The organism is Peribacillus kribbensis DSM 17871, from assembly GCF_000430765.1.
In the GTDB taxonomy this organism is placed as follows: Bacteria; Bacillota; Bacilli; order Bacillales; family DSM-1321; genus Paraperibacillus; species Paraperibacillus kribbensis.
Genome location: NZ_AUMQ01000040.1, coordinates 1 through 17,675, shown reverse-complemented (window position 1 = coordinate 17,675; position 17,675 = coordinate 1). Strand labels below are relative to the sequence as shown.

Below are 17,675 nucleotides of genomic sequence, written 5' to 3'. Positions count from 1 at the left end.
GACTCATATAAATCTAAAATCCTTCCTTTTCACTGATAAAATTCCGGCCGTTCCTAAAGAATACAAGACCATCCTGTAAAGTATTGATTATTTTAAAAGAATGCCGTCGAACATTTCTTTATCCTCATTTCTTGATTTTGACAAAAAAATGAAGCATGTCCCTTTTATAATCAAAAGAACAAAAACAAATGGGGAGTGTTGAGGATGGAAAAGGTTGAACGCGGCATCACGGAAACCATTACCGATCTGAATATACATGGCGCCAAACAGAATGCAGCCAAATGGGTGCATCAGCTGCAGAAGAAATTTGAGGAGATGGTATTCAAGCGGGGATTAATCTTGGGACTGATCGGCTTTTTGCTGGGCAGAGCCCTGATCCTCTCTCAGCTCGCACCGTTTGCGATCCCCTACTTTGCGGCTGCTTATATGATGAGGAGGGATAGAGCTCCCTTCGCATTAGTGGGCTTAATCTGCGGGGCTGTAACCATCCATCTCTCCAATGGAATCGTGGTCTTCTGCTCTTCCTTTGTCATGATGCTTCTTTATAAGATAAAAGAGCCGCCGGCCGGGGGAAGATTCAGAGTAATTTCCCTATATGTCTTTCTTTCTCTTGGACTCGTCAGGGTATCAGAACAGCTGATTATATACAGACATGTACAATTATATGATGGAATGATGATCATCGTTGAGGCGGGGCTTGCAGCCATCCTTACTCTGATTTTTGTTCAGTCCATTCCGCTCATCTCCATCCGGAAGAAATCGCATTCGTTTAAAACAGAGGAAGTAGTGAGCATCATTATTCTTCTTGCCTCAGTTATGACCGGGACCATCGGCTGGTCTGTTTATAACCTGTCCATGGAGCATATTCTCTCCCGGTATCTTGTCTTGATTTTTGCCCTGTCCGGAGGGGCAGCGATCGGCTCCACTGTAGGGGTGGTAACAGGGCTGATTTTTTCGCTCGCAAATATATCGAGCCTTTATCAAATGAGCCTCCTTGCCTTTTCAGGTCTGCTTGGAGGCCTGCTGAAGGAAGGGAAAAAGATAGGGGCTTCGCTTGGACTGATTATTGCTACATTATTAATCGGCCTTTATGGGGAAGGAAGCAATAATTTAAGTCTTACCTTATATGAGACCCTTGCAGCGATCGTTTTATTTGCCATAACTCCCTCCTCTTTGATAGTAAAACTGGCAAAACATATACCGGGTACCGCAGAATATAGCAGCGAGCAGCAGCAGTATATGAGAAAAATCCGGGATGTTACGGCTAAGCGGGTATCGCAGTTTTCCAATGTGTTCGAGGCCCTCTCCAATAGTTTTTCCCAGGCCGGCGAATGGCAGGAGGAAGAAATGGATGAAGATAAAAGGGTGGATTATCTGCTGAGCAATGTTACCGAGAAAAATTGCCAGACCTGCCATCGCAAGGAGCATTGCTGGAGCCGGAACTTTTCTAATACGTATGATTCAATGAGACAGATTATGTATCATCTCGAAGAGCAGGAGGGGCAGGTTTCCCCGCAGATGCAGCGGGAGTGGAAAAAGAGCTGTACGCGGGCAGACAAAGTCATCGATTCAATTGCACAGGAACTAACCATTGCCCAGGCGAACAATAAGCTGAAAAGACAGGTGCAGGAAAGCAGGAAGTTAGTGGCCGACCAATTGAAAGGCGTTTCTGAAGTGATGGAGGACTTTGCCAAAGAAATACAAAAGGAACGGAAAAATCATCATCTTCAGGAGTCGGAAATTTTAGAGGCTATTCAAAATTTCGGTCTTCCTATAAATGGGATTGAGATCTATAGCCTGGAGCAGGGCAATATAGATATCGATATCAGTACGCCTTACTGCCATGGGCGGGGGGAGGGGGAAAAGCTGATTGCTCCTATGCTCACCGATATCCTGAACGAGCCAATTATTGTCCATTCTGAGGATTGTGCCCAATTCCCGGGAGGAACCTGCCATGTTACCTTCCGTTCTGCTAAAAAGTTTACAGTGGAGCCGGGTGTAGCCCATGCGGCAAAAGGCGGCGGCCTGATTTCAGGGGACAGCTATACCACCATGGATATCGGCTTTGGCAAATATGCCCTTGCTATAAGCGACGGCATGGGAAATGGAGAAAGGGCCCATCATGAAAGTATGGAAACTCTGCAGCTCCTGCAAAAGATCCTGATGTCCGGGATAGAAGAGAAAATTGCTATTAAATCGGTCAACTCTGTACTGTCTCTGAGGACAACCGATGAAATTTTTTCGACGCTTGATTTAGCCATGATCGACCTGCATGATGCAAAAGCGAAATTCCTGAAAATCTGTTCGGTCCCAAGCTTTATCAAGAGAGGCGACAAGATTATCAAGGTAGAATCGGACAACCTTCCGATGGGAATGTTCAAAGAGTTTGATGTTGAAGTGGTCATGGAACAGCTGAAAGCTGGGGACCTGGTCATCATGATGAGTGATGGGATTTTTGACGGGCCTTCTCATTTTGAAAACTTCGAGTACTGGATGAAGCGGAAAATTAAAGAACTGGAAACCGATGATCCCCAGGAAATTGCGGATATTCTTTTGGAGGAGGTCATCAGGAGGAAGGGCAAAATTGATGATGACATCACGATTGTTACCGCTAAAGTCAGGCATAATACTCCAAAGTGGGCATCGATCCCGGTTTTCTCAACAAAAAGAAAGGCCCAATGACCTCGAATTCGGAGGTATACATCCCTTTGGTTTAGCCCAAGATGGTAATACGATCAAGGTTTCGCACTCGGACATAGACCCAGTGGAAGCTTAATTTGGAGGGAAAATAAGATGAATCCAGGAACAATCAGACAGATTCTGCTTATTACAGATGGGTGCTCAAACCATGGAGAAGATCCTTCGGCAATGGCTGCCCTGGCCCGGGAGCAGGGTATTACAGTGAATGTCATTGGTGTAGTGGATCAGGATATAATTGATGAAAAGGGCCTTTCAGAAATAGAATCCATTGCAAAGGCGGGAGGAGGAGTCAGCCAGGTCGTCTACAGCGCGCAGCTTTCCCAGACCGTCCAGATGGTCACAAGAAAAGGGATGACTCAGACCATTCAAGGTGTTGTGAATAAGGAGCTTCAGCAGATTCTGGGCCGTTCCCAGACTATTGAAGACCTGCCGCCTGATAAAAGAGGGGAAATTGTCGAGGTTGTGGATGAGCTCGGTGAAACGGCAGGCCTGCAGGTGCTTGTTCTGGTGGATACCAGCGCCAGTATGAAGCATAAGCTTCCCACTGTAAAGGAAGCCCTCCTGGACCTGTCCCTCAGCCTGAATGCCAGAATGGGAGAAAACCATTTTTCTGTTTTTATATTTCCCGGGAAAAAATCAGAGGTGGAAAAGCTTCTTGATTGGACCCCCAGGCTCGAAGCACTGACCAATATATTTCCTAAGCTGACAACGGGCGGAATGACGCCAACAGGACCTGCATTAAGGGAAGCCTTAGGCAGTTTTAAGAAAAAACGTTCACTAAGGAGTTTGCTGTCCAATGATGATAAACCATTCTTTGAGGAATCAGTATAAAGTCTCCCCTGGAACAGTCATTAAAGGAAAATGGTATAATCATGAATATAGGATTATCAAAGAACTGGGGAATGGAGCAAACGGCATTGTCTATCTAGCAGACTGCCATGGACAGGATGCTGCGTTAAAGATCAGTGATAACAGCATGTCGATCAGTTCGGAGATAAACATTCTTAAATCCTTTGCAAAGGTCCGGGGGTGCACCCTAGGGCCTTCTTTGTTGGCCGTCGATGACTGGGCTGTAAAGGATAAGGTATTCCCTTTTTATGTGATGGAATATATAAAAGGCGAAAACTATCTGGACTTTATTAAAAAAGGGGATTCCTGGACCGCTGTACTCATACTCAGGCTGTTGAAAAATCTTTCCCTCCTGCACGGGATGGGTTATATTTTCGGAGATTTAAAACCTGAGAATTTAATCATAAGCGCCCCTGCAGGAGATGTCCGGTTTGTGGATGTCGGCGGGATAACCCCGATAGGCAGGTCCATCAAGGAATTCACTGAGTTCTTCGATAGAGGATACTGGGGGATGGGATCTAGGAAGGCGGATCCAGCTTATGATCTGTTTGCCGCTGCCATGATTTTTATCAATTCCTATTATCCGAAGAGATTCGGCAGAAAAGGAGAGGGACTATCGGAGCTTACCAGAGCGGTGAATGAGCATAAGGAGCTCAGAAGATATGAAAAGGTCATCTTAAAGGCGTTGATGGGGAAGTATGATACGGCGGATTCCATGAGGGAAGAGCTGCTCCGGATTATTTCCCAAAACAGTGCTAAAGGGGGTATCCCCAACCAGGGAACAAAGGAGCCTTCTCTGGTTCAAAGCAGGACAGCCCGAAAGAAAAAAACAAAGGGCAGGCATCTTGAATCACTCATCCTGGTTCTTTTGATTTCCTTTATCTATATACTATATATTTATAGCAGGCTTCTTTGAATGAAAAATAAATTTTATTTTCTATGAAACCTTTTGTATGCTTATCCGTATACATAGTTTATCCACCAGACAGAAAAGGATGTTAGGAATGCTGGAAACGAAAGCTTTAGAATTTATAAAAAGACATCATCTCCTGGAACCAGGTGAAAAGCTGGCGGCAGGAGTATCTGGCGGACCAGATTCTTTAGCGCTTCTCCATTTTCTTTATTCAATTAAGCACCAATTCTCACTCGAATTGACTGCAATTCATGTAGACCATATGTTCCGGGGAGAGGAATCTTATGAAGACCTGCTTTTTGTTGAAGGTTTTTGCAAGGAGCTCGGAATACCATTTGAAGGAATCCGGCTGGATGCAGCGGGCTATATGAAAGAAACCGGAGAAAGCTCTCAGGTTGCAGCACGTAAACTTAGGTACAGCTTCTACCAGGAAGTGATGGAAAGGCACAGCATTCGCAAGCTCGCTCTCGGACACCACGGGGATGACCAGATTGAAACCATCCTGATGAGATTAACAAGGGGAGCAGCAGGAGCGGCGAGAGCCGGAATCCCAATTGCCCGGAAGTTTGGGGATTCCATGATTATCAGGCCGTTTTTGGGGGCTGAAAAAGAGGATATCTGGGATTACTGCCGGAGATGGGGCCTTAAGCCAAGGCTGGATCCAAGCAACCAAAAGGAAGCATACAGTAGAAATCGATTCAGATTAAGAGTTTTGCCTTTTCTAAAAAGGGAAAACATAAAAGCACATGAGCATTTTCAAAGGTTCAGCGAGGAAATAAGAGAGGATGAATCCTATCTTCAGGACCTTGCCGCCTCCAGGATGGACAGCATCTGGATTAAGCGTTCAAATAGAGAATCCTCCATACGGATAAAGGCTCTTTTAGAAATGCCTAATTCTTTACAAAGGAGAGCCATTCAACTAATATTAAACTATCTTTACGGCGGGGAGCAGAGCGATTTAAACGCTAAGCATCTCACCCAGCTAAGGGATCTTTTTGATAACCCCCATCCCTCAGCCGAACTGCATTTTCCGAGTGGACTTCTGGTAAAAAAATCTTATGATAGTTGTATTTTTTCCTACAATCATACAAAACCTAAGAATTATTACCTCGAATTGAACATTCCGGGAGAGAGCACCCTTCCCAATGGGTGCAAGATAAAAGCATCCTTCTGCCCGGTTATTCCGGAGAAAAAAGGAAATGATACTTTTGTACTCGAAGCTGAAGAAGGAATCATGCTTGCAGCAAGGACCAGGGAAGCGGGAGATAGAATGAACCTTAAAGGTCTTACGGGATCTAAAAAAGTGAAAGATATCTTTATCAATGAAAAGATTCCTATGGATGAGCGCAATACTTGGCCTGTCATCATCGATTCAGCCGGAGAGATCCTCTGGATTCCGGGATTGAAAAAATCGGGAAGAGAGCCGGTGGACCATGGAGGCCAAAAAAAATACATATATCTAGAATATATTAAAGTCTAGTTCTTCTAGGGGGCAAACCAGAATAATGAGCATGAAAAATGATATCCAAGAAATTTTGATTACAGAAGAGGAAATCCAGGCGAAGACCAAAGAGCTTGCGGAAAAGCTGACTGAGGATTATAAAGACAGCTTCCCGCTTGCCATCGGAGTCCTTAAAGGGGCCATGCCTTTTATGTCAGATCTTCTTAAAAGGGTGGATACTTACCTTGAAATGGATTTCATGGATGTGTCAAGCTATGGAAATTCAACTGTATCATCAGGCGAAGTGAAAATTATTAAGGATTTGGATACGTCAGTAGAGGGTAGAGATATAGTCATAATTGAAGATATCATCGACTCCGGCTTAACCCTAAGCTATCTCGTCGAATTGTTCCGCTATCGGAAAGCCAAATCCATCAAGATTGTCACTCTTTTAGATAAGCCATCCGGCAGGAAAACTGACATTAAAGCAGATTATGCTGGATTTATCGTTCCTGATGCCTTCGTTGTGGGATATGGGCTGGATTATGCGGAGAAGTACCGCAACCTGCCTTATATAGGTGTTTTGAAGCCTGAAGTATATCAATCCTGATCATTTTTTTGAGAGAAATTTGTCATGTTTGTGAAATGAAAGCAATTATTTGTAAAAATAGGATCGCATATGATACTATTTTAGTTAGTTTTTTACCGTGGGAGGAGGTAAGGGATGAATCGGATCTTCCGTAATACAATATTTTATTTACTCATATTTTTGGTGATCATTGGGGTAGTGAGCATTTTCAATAATCACAATGAGCCAACCGATAATATTTCCCAAGATCAGTTTTTCAGATATCTGGAAAATGGTGAGGTCAGCTCAGTATCCATGCAGCCTGAACGCAATGTGTTTGAGGTGAAGGGACAGCTTGACAGCGGGAAAAAAGGCAAACAGTTTATCACTTATATCACTAATAGCAACAATGCAATAGATCGGGTGGATAAAGCATCCCGGGACAATGATGTGAAAGTCGATGTACTTCCGGCAAAAGAGACGAGCGGATGGGTAACATTCTTTACTTCGATCATTCCTTTTGTCATCATCTTCATACTGTTCTTCTTCCTTTTAAACCAGGCTCAGGGCGGCGGAAGCCGTGTCATGAACTTTGGCAAAAGCAAGGCGAAGCTTTATAACGACGACAAGAAGAAGGTCCGTTTTAAAGATGTTGCCGGTGCTGATGAGGAAAAGCAGGAGCTTGTAGAGGTTGTTGAATTCCTTAAAGATCCAAGGAAATTTGCGGAGCTTGGCGCCCGCATACCTAAGGGTGTCCTTTTAGTCGGACCTCCAGGGACAGGTAAAACCTTGCTGGCAAGGGCTGTAGCAGGAGAAGCGGGAGTTCCGTTCTTCTCTATCAGCGGCTCCGACTTTGTCGAAATGTTCGTCGGTGTCGGTGCTTCAAGGGTCCGTGATTTGTTTGAAAACGCTAAGAAAAATGCTCCCTGTATCATCTTCATTGATGAAATTGATGCAGTAGGACGCCAGCGTGGTGCCGGTCTTGGAGGCGGCCATGATGAGCGTGAGCAGACTTTGAACCAGCTCTTGGTTGAGATGGATGGATTTGGTGCGAATGAGGGAATCATAATCATCGCCGCTACAAACCGTCCGGATATTCTGGACCCGGCACTTCTTCGTCCGGGACGTTTTGACCGCCAGATTACGGTTGACCGTCCTGATGTTATAGGCCGTGAGGCTGTACTCAAGGTACATGCGCGCAATAAGCCTCTTGATGACACTGTAAATTTGAAAGCTATCGCTGCCAGAACGCCTGGATTCTCCGGTGCGGATCTGGAGAACCTTCTGAATGAGGCTGCCCTGGTGGCTGCCCGGCAGAATAAGAAGAAAGTGGATATGACCGATATTGATGAAGCAACGGACCGTGTAATTGCGGGACCTGCTAAGAAGAGCCGTGTCATTTCAAAGAAAGAACGCAGAATTGTGGCGTTCCATGAAGCTGGTCATACGGTAATCGGTACGGTTCTGGATGATGCTGAAATGGTCCACAAGGTAACTATTGTCCCTCGTGGCCAGGCAGGCGGATACGCTGTAATGCTTCCGAAAGAGGACCGTTACTTCATGACGAAGCCTGAGCTTCTTGATAAAATTGTCGGCCTTCTCGGCGGACGGGTAGCTGAGGAAATTATCTTTGGTGAAGTCAGCACAGGGGCTCACAATGACTTCCAGCGTGCCACAGGCATAGCGCGCCGCATGGTAACCGAATTCGGTATGAGCGACAAGCTCGGCCCGCTTCAGTTCGGCCAGGCGCAGGGAGGCCAGGTCTTCTTAGGCCGCGATCTTCATAACGAGCAGAACTACTCCGATAAGATTGCATACGAGATTGACTTGGAGATCCAGACGTTCATTAAAGAAAGCTATCAGCGTGCTAAGACCATCCTTACAGAGAACCGCGATAAGCTTGAACTGATTGCGAATACTCTTCTTGAGATTGAAACGCTTGATGCTGAACAAATTAAGCATTTAATTGACCATGGCACACTTCCTGACCGTTCTTCAAAATCAGGCAAGGATGTTAAAGTCAATATCAATAAAAAAGATGATTCTGCAGAAGGAGCAGAGAATGAAGGAACAGCAGGTTCAAGAACCATCCCAAACCCGCCACTTCAGGAAGGTCCTCCAATTCAGGATCCAAGAGATAAATTCCCGCCATCCGGCGATCAAAGCAGTAAATCAGATATCTGAGTATAAAAAGGCACCTGCGGGTGCCTTTTTTGCATCCTTTTAGGATAGTGCTCCAATATATCCCTAAGGGAGTGAATTATGTTATGATGTGGAAGGATATAAGCAAAATGCGGCCATCCTTTAATGATTCTGCTAATGAAGCTTTCTATATTTATAAAAGTGGTGAATAATATGATTTTTGTATTGGATGTCGGGAACACAAATATAGTATTAGGCGTTTATGAAGGAGAAGCTTTAAAACACCATTGGAGAATAGAAACAAACAGGCACAAAACGGATGATGAATTCGGCATGATCATAAAAGGGCTCCTTTCCCATGTAGGACTTGCCTTTGGAGATTTTGACGGCATCATCATTTCATCCGTTGTTCCGCCTATCATGTTTTCATTGGAATCAATGTGCCACAAATACTTTGAATTAAAGCCTCTTGTTGTTGGTCCTGGAATCAAGACAGGCTTAAACATAAAATATGATAATCCCCGCGAAGTCGGGGCAGACCGGATTGTCAATGCCGTTGCCGGCATTCATGAATACGGAAGCCCGCTGATCATTGTAGATTTTGGTACTGCGACTACATACTGTTATATTAATGAGGACAAGCAGTATATGGGTGGTGCCATTGCACCGGGAATCGGGATATCTACAGAGGCTCTCTATTCGAAAGCAGCCAAGCTGCCCAGGATCGAAATCGCACGACCGGATGACATCATCGGTAAAAATACAGTGGCGGCCATGCAGGCAGGCATCGTTTATGGCTATGTCGGGCAGGTTGAGGGAATCGTAAGAAGGATGAAAGAGCAAAGTAATGTTGTGCCAAAGGTGATCGCTACAGGAGGACTGGCCAAACTGATTTCAAAAGAGTCTCCTGTTATTGATGTGGTGGATCCTTTTCTCACATTAAAAGGTTTGCAGCTTATCTATAAAAGAAATTCATAATTAAACAACCGGAAGGCGGTATTAAAATGGCCGATTACTTAATTAAAGCTTTAGGATTCAATGGACAGGTCCGGGCTTATGCAGCAAGCTCTACAGAGACCGTATCAGAGGGACAGCGCCGGCATGGAACATGGCCGACAGCATCTGCTGCCCTTGGCCGCACCATGACAGCAGGTGTGATAATGGGAGCCATGTTGAAAGGCGAAGAAAAACTGACCATTAAAGTGGAGGGCGGCGGTCCTATCGGGCCGATTCTCGTGGACAGCAACGCAAAAGGGGAAGTCAGGGGATATGTAACCCATCCGCAGACTCACTTTGATTTAAACGAACACGGAAAACTAGATGTCAAAAGAGCAGTTGGAACGGAAGGGACTTTAACTGTTGTTAAAGATCTAGGCTTGAGAGAACATTTTACAGGACAGGTTCCGATTGTATCCGGCGAGCTTGGTGAAGACTTCACTTATTATTTTGCCTCTTCAGAACAAGTGCCATCATCTGTGGGAGTCGGCGTCCTTGTAAATCCGGACAATTCAATCCTTGCAGCCGGCGGATTCATCCTGCAGCTCCTTCCAGGGGCAGATGAGGAGACGATCGCTGCGCTTGAAGATAGATTGAAGACCATTGCTCCAATTTCTAAGCTGATTCAGCAGGGGTTAAGCCCTGAAGACATACTGGAAGAGCTGATGGGCGAGGGAAATGTGAAGATCCTTGAAAAAATGCCTATCCAATTTAAGTGCCAGTGTTCAAGAGAGCGCATTTCAAATGCCCTTGTAAGCCTTGGCCAGAGTGAAATCCAAGACATCATTGATTCAGATGGCGAGGCAGAAGCTCAATGCCACTTCTGTAATGAAAAATACCACTTTTCAAAAGAGGAACTAGAGGAATTAAAAGCAGAAGCAAAATAATAGGTGGAGGAAGAATAAATTGTCGAGTAAGCAGCTCTGGACGATTATTTCAGGCTTGGTATTATGTAATATTATTACGATTCTCTTTTTCTTAGTAAAACCTATTCCTTCTCTGCGGGCGATGGATCTAAAAAAGTCAGACAAAGTCGCCGCTGTCGGGAATGTAAATATTGACCGCAGCCAATGGACAAAAGAATTGGAATCCAGATTCGGTAAAGAGGTCCTGGAGGATATGATCAACCAGCAGGTCATTTTTCAGGCGGCCAAAAAATATCATATTTCTATTTCGGATAAGGAAATCAATCGAAAAGTGGAGCTGGCCAGAACCACTGAAGGTGTAAATAGAAATGAATCTGAAAGCAGCCTGAAAACCAGCATTAAGGCTGATTTGCTGCTCGCTGAGCTAATAACGAAGGATGTGTCAGTCTCAGAAGAAGAAATGAAACAATATTATAGCCAGCATGAATCTTCCTTTGACATACCTGCTTCTTATCATCTAGCCCATATCGTGACTGCCGATCAAAAAGAATCAGATCAAGTCCTGGCCGAATTAAAAGCCGGCTCTCCTTTTTCTACCCTTGCAAGGGAAAAGTCACAGGATGAGCTTACGGCTGGCCAGGGCGGAGATCTGGGCTTTGTAAGCAAAGATACAGATACCATACCAAGCTCCTATTTAGAAGCGGCGGGTGAAATGCAGCCAAAGAGCTGGAGCGGCTCGATCCCGATTGAGAATGGATATGCAGTCCTTTATTTGAAAGAAAAAAAACCAGGAACAAAGCTTAGCTTTGAAGATGTAAAAAAAGAAGTCCGCAGGCAGATTGCCCTTGAGAAGATGAAGACAAGCCCTTCCCCTGAAATGTTTTGGAGGGAATTCAAGGTGGACTGGCTCTATGGACCGAAGAAGTGATTTTACAGCACAATATGTATTGTGCTTTTTATTTTGGCTCCTTTCTTAGGACAAAGGATTTATCATGCGGTGTAAAATATTTGACAATTCCACGAATTCAGGATAAATTTTTAATATAAAACCAATAAAAGTAGTCGGAATAGGAGTGGGGAAAAGATGGCACGTATAGCAAATTCGGTGGCTGAATTAGTCGGCCAGACTCCGATTGTAAAATTAAACCGTATGGTAGAGGAAGACATCGCTGATGTATACCTTAAGCTTGAATACATGAACCCTGGCAGCAGTGTTAAGGACCGTATTGCACTGGCGATGATTGAAGACGCAGAAGAAAGCGGGCGCCTGAAGAAGGGTGATACAATCATCGAGCCTACAAGCGGAAACACTGGAATTGGATTAGCTATGATAGCTGCTGCTAAAGGCTACCGGGCAATTTTGGTTATGCCTGAGACCATGAGCTCGGAGCGCCGTAATCTTCTTCGTGCTTATGGAGCAGAGCTTGTCTTGACTCCCGGGCCTGAAGGAATGGGCGGTGCAATCAGAAAAGCTGATGAATTAGCAAAGGAACATGGATACTTTGTGCCTCAGCAATTTAATAACGAAGCCAACCCGGAGATCCACAGGAAAACAACAGGCAAGGAAATTGTGGAACAAATGGACCAGCTTGATGCGTTTGTAGCAGGAATCGGTACCGGCGGTACAATCACAGGAACTGGCAGCGTATTGCGTGAAGCATTCCCTGGCATTAAGATTATTGCGGTGGAGCCATCTGATTCACCAGTCCTTTCTGGAGGAAAACCTGGCCCGCATAAAATCCAGGGAATCGGAGCAGGATTTATACCTAATGTCCTTGATACTAAAATCTATGATGAGATTGCACAAGTGACATCCGAACAAGCATTCGATTACGCACGGCGTGCTGCAAAAGAGGAAGGAATCCTTGGCGGTATTTCTTCTGGAGCAGCCATCTATGCTGCCATTCAAGAAGCGAAGAAGCTGGGCAAAGGCAAAAAGGTCCTGGCCATCATTCCAAGTAACGGGGAAAGATACCTAAGCACTCCGCTATACAACTTTGAACAATAAGATTGTTCCAAAGAAAGCCCGGCTTTTTGCCGGGTTTTTTTGCTGTCAGCACACCCGGCTTTAAAGACGGACATTTTTTTTATAAAATATACATTGAATGCGGATTTTACGTACTAAAGGGACATGTTTTAATTGATGGAGGAATGAAATGAATCAGATTTCTTGCGGACCTTATACACTAGACTATAGTCAGAAAACCATCATTATGGGAATTTTAAATGTTACTCCTGATTCTTTCTCTGATGGCGGCAGATTTTATGCAATAGATCAGGCTCTTTATCATGCAAGAGATATGATCAGAGACGGAGCAGACATTATTGATATAGGGGGGGAGTCAACCCGCCCTGGATATGAAAGGATAACTGATGAGGAAGAGCTTGAAAGAGTGATTCCAGTGGTAGAGGCATTGTCCAGCGAATTTGATGTACCGCTGTCTATTGACACATATAAAGCAAAAGTCGCCCGGGGAGCGATAAAGGCAGGCGCTCATATCATCAATGATATTTGGGGAGGTAAGGCAGACCCTGACATGGCAGCTGCAGCAGCTGAATCGGGTGCGCCTATTATCCTCATGCATAACCGTCACAATCGGGACTATGCACATTTTATTCGGGATGCAATCAACGACCTTTATGAAAGTATCCATATCATGAAAAAGGCCGGAGTCACGGATGATAAGATTATTTTGGATCCAGGGATCGGGTTTGCAAAAGACTTCCATCTAAATCTAAAAATGATGAGTGAATTGGATAAAATCGTCATGCTGGGCTATCCTGTACTGCTTGGCACCTCAAGAAAAGGATTTATCGGACAGGTACTGGATCTTCCGGCACAGGAAAGAATGGAGGGGACTGGAGCCACGGTATGTTACGGCATACAGAAGGGATGCCAGTTAATCCGTATTCATGATGTCAAAGAAATGGCTAGAATGGCCAGGATGATGGATGCCTTAATGCAGAAGGGAGAGCAGAATGGATAAAATATATGTGAATGGAATGGAGTTTTATGGATATCATGGAGTGTTCCCAGAGGAAAACCGCCTTGGCCAGCGCTTCAAAGTAGACTTAGTGGTAGAAACGGATTTATCAATTGCAGGCAAATCCGATCACCTGGAGGATTCAATAAGCTACGCGGATTTATTTGCGATTTCAAGGGATGTCGTCGAGGGGCAGCCATTTAAGCTTATAGAAGCTGTTGCTGAAAAGATTACCGAAGAGATCCTGGACCGTTATTCCCAAGTCACCTCTTGTACAGTAAAGGTAATTAAACCGGACCCGCCTATTCCAGGCCATTATAATTTTGTGGCCATTGAAATTCAAAGGGGAAGAGACCGTTGATGAACAGCTCCTATCTATCGCTGGGCTCCAACATGGGTAATAGAGAGCAAAATTTAAAAGAAGCGGTATCTGCTCTAATGAAGGAACCGGATATCCAGATTGAAAACATCTCCTCTATATATGAAACAGACCCAGTCGGCTATACGGAACAGGATTGTTTTTTAAATATCGCCCTCCAGGTAAAAACTTCCTTGCGCCCAGAAGAACTTCTCTCTAAATGCCAGCAGATCGAGATTGAGCTTGGGAGAAAAAGGGAAATCAGATGGGGTCCCAGGACAATCGACCTTGACATTTTGCTTTATAATCACGAAAATATTGAAACAGAGAGTCTTGTGATTCCTCACCCCCGGATGCACGAAAGAGCTTTTGTGCTAGTTCCATTATTAGAGTTAAACCCAGCTCTTTTGATCCCGGGCTTCAGTGAACCACTGCCAGTTATTCTTGATGCCATTCCTGATAAAGAGGGAGTTCGATTATGGAAGCGGAAAAATGGGGAAGACGCATTCGCGCTTTTCGAAAGCTAAAAGGTTTTACGCAAGAGGGATTTGCAAAGGAAATCGGCATTTCTGTTTCACTGCTTGGAGAAATTGAAAGGGGCAATCGTATGCCCTCTCATTCCGTCATTGAAACAGTATGTGAGAAGCTTAATGTGCCGCTTGTTGAATTGCAGCCGCCAGAGAATGGATAATAACTTTTTAATTACTACAGTATCTACTGTAATTATAGAATATTGATCGAAAATGCAGCTTAGAGATATCAAAAACTAAAGAGGGGGGATCCGCGTGTTAAAAATAGGCGACATTACAATGAAAAACCAAGTTGTCCTAGCACCCATGGCGGGAATATGCAACTCAGCTTTCCGTCTTACGGTTAAAGAATTTGGTGCAGGCCTGGTATGTGCGGAAATGGTCAGCGATAAAGGCATCGTCAATCAGAATAAAAAAACGATAGACATGCTTTATATAGATGAAAGAGAAAAACCACTCAGCCTGCAAATTTTTGGCGGTGAAAAGAAAACCTTGGTAGAAGCTGCACAGTTTGTTGATAAAAATACCAATGCGGATATCATCGATATAAATATGGGATGTCCAGTACCTAAAATCACAAAATGTGATGCAGGAGCAAAATGGTTACTAGACCCTGACAAAATATATGAAATGGTTTCTGCAGTAGTGGACGCAGTGAAAAAGCCGGTGACTGTAAAAATGAGAATGGGCTGGGACGAGGATCACATCTTTGCTGTTCAGAACGCCCAGGCAGTTGAACGAGCGGGGGGAAGTGCTGTATCTCTGCATGGCCGAACACGTGTTCAATTGTATGAAGGTACAGCGAATTGGGATATTATCCGTGAAGTAAAGCAGTCTGTAAATATTCCTGTTATAGGAAACGGTGATGTAAAGACTCCTCTTGATGCTGAACGCATGCTTAAGGAAACAGGTGCTGATGGAGTCATGATCGGCCGGGCAGCTCTCGGAAATCCCTGGATGATTTATCAGACAGTAAAGTATTTAGAAACTGGCGAGCTGATAGGTGAACCTAGTGCCCGCGAAAAAATCGATGTATGTGTTCTTCATCTGGACCGCCTGATCAACCTGAAAGATGAGTATATTGGTGTAAGAGAAATGAGAAAGCACGCGGCATGGTACCTGAAAGGAATCCGCGGAAATGCCAAAGTGCGTAATGGGATTAATGAGAGTGAAACAAGAGATCAGCTTGTGAGTGTTCTCTATGGATTAGTTGAAGAAGTAGAAGCGGGAGAAGCTGTAACAAAGCTAGCCTGATTGACAAGATCAAGTAATTTTCCTATAATACCCATTAATACAGACTGCCAGTTTGATCTGGCAGTTTTTGTATTGTACATAAAGCTGTTTCAAGTGAACACTTAGTGTAAAATAAAATATATTCGGATGAAGTATCCATGAGATAGAATAGAAAAATGGAGTTGATTTTAGTGAGCGAAGAAATAAACGACCAGCTGAGGGTCAGACGTGAAAAAATGCAGGACATGCTGGATCATGGAGTAGACCCTTTTGGCAAGCGGTATGAGCGTACACATCTAGCGGAGGAAATCCTGCGTGAATATGATGGAGCCAGCAAGGAAGAGCTTGATGAAAATAACATTGAAGTGACCATTGCGGGCCGCATTATGACAAAACGCGGCAAAGGGAAAGCGGGCTTTGCCCATCTCCAGGATCTTACGGGCCAGATTCAAATTTATGTCCGCCAAGACGCAATTGGAGAAGAAAAGTATGATATTTTCAACTCTGTGGACCTAGGTGACTTAGTGGGTGTTACAGGGACAGTCTTTAAAACAAAAGTTGGAGAGCTCTCTATAAAAGCAAAGGATTTTGTATTCCTTACAAAAGCCCTCCGTCCGCTTCCGGATAAGTTCCACGGCCTGAAGGATGTTGAAGAACGCTACCGCAAGCGCTATGTTGATTTGATAACCAACTCGGAAAGCAAAAAAACCTTCATCCTTAGAAGTAAAATTATTCAATCCATGCGCAGATACCTGGACAGCCACGGCTATCTCGAGGTTGAAACACCTATGATGCATTCCATTGCAGGCGGTGCGTCAGCCCGTCCATTTATCACACATCACAATGCATTGGACATGGCTCTTTATATGCGTATCGCCATTGAACTACATTTAAAGCGCCTTATTGTCGGCGGTCTTGAAAAAGTTTATGAAATTGGCAGGGTATTCCGTAATGAAGGAGTTTCTACCCGTCATAACCCTGAATTTACTATGATTGAGCTGTATGAAGCCTACGCGGATTACCGCGACATCATGAGTCTTACAGAAAACCTTGTTGCCCATATTGCCGAGGAAGTACTGGGAAGCACCATGGTAACCTATGGGGATTATGAGGTGGACCTGAAGCCAGAATGGACAAGGCTGCACATGGTGGACGCGATCAAACAATATACAGGTGTTGATTTCTGGGAAGAGATGACTGCTGAAGAAGCAAAAGCGCTTGCGAAAGAGAATGGCATTGAGATAAAAGAGACTATGGAATTCGGACATATCGTGAATGAATTCTTTGAGCAGCGGGTCGAAGAAAAATTGATCCAGCCAACATTCATTTACGGCCACCCTGTAGAAATCTCGCCTCTTGCCAAAAAGAACGAAGAAGACCCAAGGTTTACGGACCGCTTTGAATTATTTATTGTCGGGCGTGAACACGCAAATGCCTTTACAGAGTTAAATGATCCGATCGATCAGCGTGAACGTTTTGAAGCGCAGCTTAAAGAACGCGAACAAGGAAACGATGAAGCTCATGAGATGGATGAGGACTTTATAGAGGCTCTTGAATACGGAATGCCTCCGACCGGTGGACTTGGAATTGGGATTGACCGTTTAGTTATGCTGTTGACTAATTCTCCGTCCATCCGCGACGTGCTTCTGTTCCCTCTGATGCGCCACCGTTAATCTTATAAAAGGACTGGTTTTAGCCGTTTTCTTCTGCCGGTTTTAAGACCAGTCTTTTTTTTGTTTTCTCAGGCTTCATGGATATTCTATCGTCCCTCGCCTGCATGTTCAGCCTTTTATTATCTTGAAAAAATAATAATGGAAAGAAGGCCTTTGGATTAAGCGGTGAGTTAGCTGAGTTTTTTGAATAAATGATCTTTTATAATTCCCGGAAAAACTTTTAAAAAAGTTATTGCTCAATGCTAAATATGATGGTATATTTATATCTGTCGTTAAGACAACTTAAACTTAACGAAACGAAAAAGAAACATAAAAAATATTATTGACTTTTGAACAAGTTAATGATAATATTAAAAAGCTGCTTATGCAGCGAAGTTGCTCTTTGAAAACTGAACGAAACAAGACGCCAACGTTATTTTCTT

Annotated in this window: 16 protein-coding genes; all 16 read left to right on the top strand. The window is 44.2% G+C overall.

What is annotated here, in order from left to right:
* Positions 1-204 precede the first annotated feature (204 nt).
* The 16 genes from spoIIE (at position 205) to lysS (ending at position 17,253) form a co-directional block, all read left to right on the top strand.
* Entirely contained in the window at positions 205-2,682 is a 2,478-nt protein-coding gene (gene spoIIE / locus H539_RS0108790; RefSeq protein ID WP_026693207.1) for a stage II sporulation protein E, read from the top strand.
* A gap of 111 nt (positions 2,683-2,793) precedes the next feature.
* Positions 2,794-3,531, top strand: a complete 738-nt coding sequence (locus tag H539_RS0108785; RefSeq protein WP_026693206.1) for a VWA domain-containing protein — start codon at positions 2,794-2,796, stop codon at positions 3,529-3,531.
* Positions 3,497-4,465 carry a protein kinase domain-containing protein gene (locus tag H539_RS0108780; RefSeq protein WP_342664004.1) on the top strand — a complete coding sequence of 323 codons (969 nt, stop codon included), beginning with the start codon at positions 3,497-3,499 and terminating at the stop codon, positions 4,463-4,465. The genes H539_RS0108785 and H539_RS0108780 overlap by 35 nt, the downstream gene beginning before the upstream one ends.
* Before the next feature lie 88 nt (positions 4,466-4,553).
* Complete coding sequence (tilS, locus tag H539_RS0108775) at positions 4,554-5,942, top strand: tRNA lysidine(34) synthetase TilS (protein WP_026693204.1); 1,389 nt, start codon at positions 4,554-4,556, stop codon at positions 5,940-5,942.
* Positions 5,943-5,973: 31 nt separating this feature from the next.
* Positions 5,974-6,513, top strand: coding sequence for a hypoxanthine phosphoribosyltransferase (gene hpt, locus H539_RS0108770; RefSeq protein ID WP_026693203.1), 540 nt, complete (start codon positions 5,974-5,976; stop codon positions 6,511-6,513).
* 114 nt (positions 6,514-6,627) lie between these two features.
* On the top strand, positions 6,628-8,655 hold the full coding sequence (gene ftsH / locus H539_RS28180) for an ATP-dependent zinc metalloprotease FtsH (protein ID WP_051348518.1): 2,028 nt from the start codon (positions 6,628-6,630) through the stop codon (positions 8,653-8,655).
* A 171-nt stretch (positions 8,656-8,826) separates the two neighbouring features.
* The gene (locus H539_RS0108760) at positions 8,827-9,591 is read left to right on the top strand and encodes a type III pantothenate kinase (protein ID WP_026693202.1); all 765 of its coding nucleotides are present in this window, start codon (positions 8,827-8,829) and stop codon (positions 9,589-9,591) included.
* A gap of 26 nt (positions 9,592-9,617) precedes the next feature.
* Positions 9,618-10,496 carry an Hsp33 family molecular chaperone HslO gene (hslO, locus tag H539_RS0108755; protein WP_026693201.1) on the top strand — a complete coding sequence of 293 codons (879 nt, stop codon included), beginning with the start codon at positions 9,618-9,620 and terminating at the stop codon, positions 10,494-10,496.
* 19 nt (positions 10,497-10,515) lie between these two features.
* Positions 10,516-11,403: a peptidyl-prolyl cis-trans isomerase gene (locus H539_RS0108750; RefSeq protein ID WP_026693200.1), complete on the top strand. Its 888-nt coding sequence runs from the start codon at positions 10,516-10,518 to the stop codon at positions 11,401-11,403.
* A gap of 156 nt (positions 11,404-11,559) precedes the next feature.
* The gene (cysK, locus tag H539_RS0108745) at positions 11,560-12,483 is read left to right on the top strand and encodes a cysteine synthase A (RefSeq protein ID WP_026693199.1); all 924 of its coding nucleotides are present in this window, start codon (positions 11,560-11,562) and stop codon (positions 12,481-12,483) included.
* 148 nt (positions 12,484-12,631) lie between these two features.
* Entirely contained in the window at positions 12,632-13,462 is an 831-nt protein-coding gene (folP, locus tag H539_RS0108735) for a dihydropteroate synthase (RefSeq protein WP_026693198.1), read from the top strand.
* Positions 13,455-13,820 carry a dihydroneopterin aldolase gene (folB, locus tag H539_RS0108730; RefSeq protein WP_026693197.1) on the top strand — a complete coding sequence of 122 codons (366 nt, stop codon included), beginning with the start codon at positions 13,455-13,457 and terminating at the stop codon, positions 13,818-13,820. The genes folP and folB overlap by 8 nt, the downstream gene beginning before the upstream one ends.
* Positions 13,817-14,344, top strand: a complete 528-nt coding sequence (gene folK / locus H539_RS0108725) for a 2-amino-4-hydroxy-6-hydroxymethyldihydropteridine diphosphokinase (RefSeq protein ID WP_026693196.1) — start codon at positions 13,817-13,819, stop codon at positions 14,342-14,344. The genes folB and folK overlap by 4 nt, the downstream gene beginning before the upstream one ends.
* Complete coding sequence (locus tag H539_RS0108720) at positions 14,296-14,508, top strand: helix-turn-helix domain-containing protein (protein WP_026693195.1); 213 nt, start codon at positions 14,296-14,298, stop codon at positions 14,506-14,508. The genes folK and H539_RS0108720 overlap by 49 nt, the downstream gene beginning before the upstream one ends.
* Before the next feature lie 94 nt (positions 14,509-14,602).
* Positions 14,603-15,601: a tRNA dihydrouridine synthase DusB gene (gene dusB, locus H539_RS0108715; protein ID WP_026693194.1), complete on the top strand. Its 999-nt coding sequence runs from the start codon at positions 14,603-14,605 to the stop codon at positions 15,599-15,601.
* Positions 15,602-15,756: 155 nt separating this feature from the next.
* Complete coding sequence (lysS, locus tag H539_RS0108710) at positions 15,757-17,253, top strand: lysine--tRNA ligase (RefSeq protein ID WP_035322226.1); 1,497 nt, start codon at positions 15,757-15,759, stop codon at positions 17,251-17,253.
* Positions 17,254-17,675 lie beyond the last annotated feature (422 nt).

What these genes read in the sequence shown, in the direction of transcription:
- ftsH (WP_051348518.1), top strand. Translation starts at nt 6,628, where the DNA reads ATGAATCGGATCTTCCGTAATACAATATTTTATTTACTCATATTTTTG.
- lysS (WP_035322226.1), top strand. Translation starts at nt 15,757, where the DNA reads ATGGAGTTGATTTTAGTGAGCGAAGAAATAAACGACCAGCTGAGGGTC.
- folP (WP_026693198.1), top strand. Translation starts at nt 12,632, where the DNA reads ATGAATCAGATTTCTTGCGGACCTTATACACTAGACTATAGTCAGAAA.
- hslO (WP_026693201.1), top strand. Translation starts at nt 9,618, where the DNA reads ATGGCCGATTACTTAATTAAAGCTTTAGGATTCAATGGACAGGTCCGG.
- H539_RS0108760 (WP_026693202.1), top strand. Translation starts at nt 8,827, where the DNA reads ATGATTTTTGTATTGGATGTCGGGAACACAAATATAGTATTAGGCGTT.
- spoIIE (WP_026693207.1), top strand. Translation starts at nt 205, where the DNA reads ATGGAAAAGGTTGAACGCGGCATCACGGAAACCATTACCGATCTGAAT.
- folB (WP_026693197.1), top strand. Translation starts at nt 13,455, where the DNA reads ATGGATAAAATATATGTGAATGGAATGGAGTTTTATGGATATCATGGA.
- H539_RS0108780 (WP_342664004.1), top strand. Translation starts at nt 3,497, where the DNA reads ATGATGATAAACCATTCTTTGAGGAATCAGTATAAAGTCTCCCCTGGA.
- tilS (WP_026693204.1), top strand. Translation starts at nt 4,554, where the DNA reads ATGCTGGAAACGAAAGCTTTAGAATTTATAAAAAGACATCATCTCCTG.
- H539_RS0108785 (WP_026693206.1), top strand. Translation starts at nt 2,794, where the DNA reads ATGAATCCAGGAACAATCAGACAGATTCTGCTTATTACAGATGGGTGC.
- hpt (WP_026693203.1), top strand. Translation starts at nt 5,974, where the DNA reads ATGAAAAATGATATCCAAGAAATTTTGATTACAGAAGAGGAAATCCAG.
- H539_RS0108720 (WP_026693195.1), top strand. Translation starts at nt 14,296, where the DNA reads ATGGAAGCGGAAAAATGGGGAAGACGCATTCGCGCTTTTCGAAAGCTA.
- cysK (WP_026693199.1), top strand. Translation starts at nt 11,560, where the DNA reads ATGGCACGTATAGCAAATTCGGTGGCTGAATTAGTCGGCCAGACTCCG.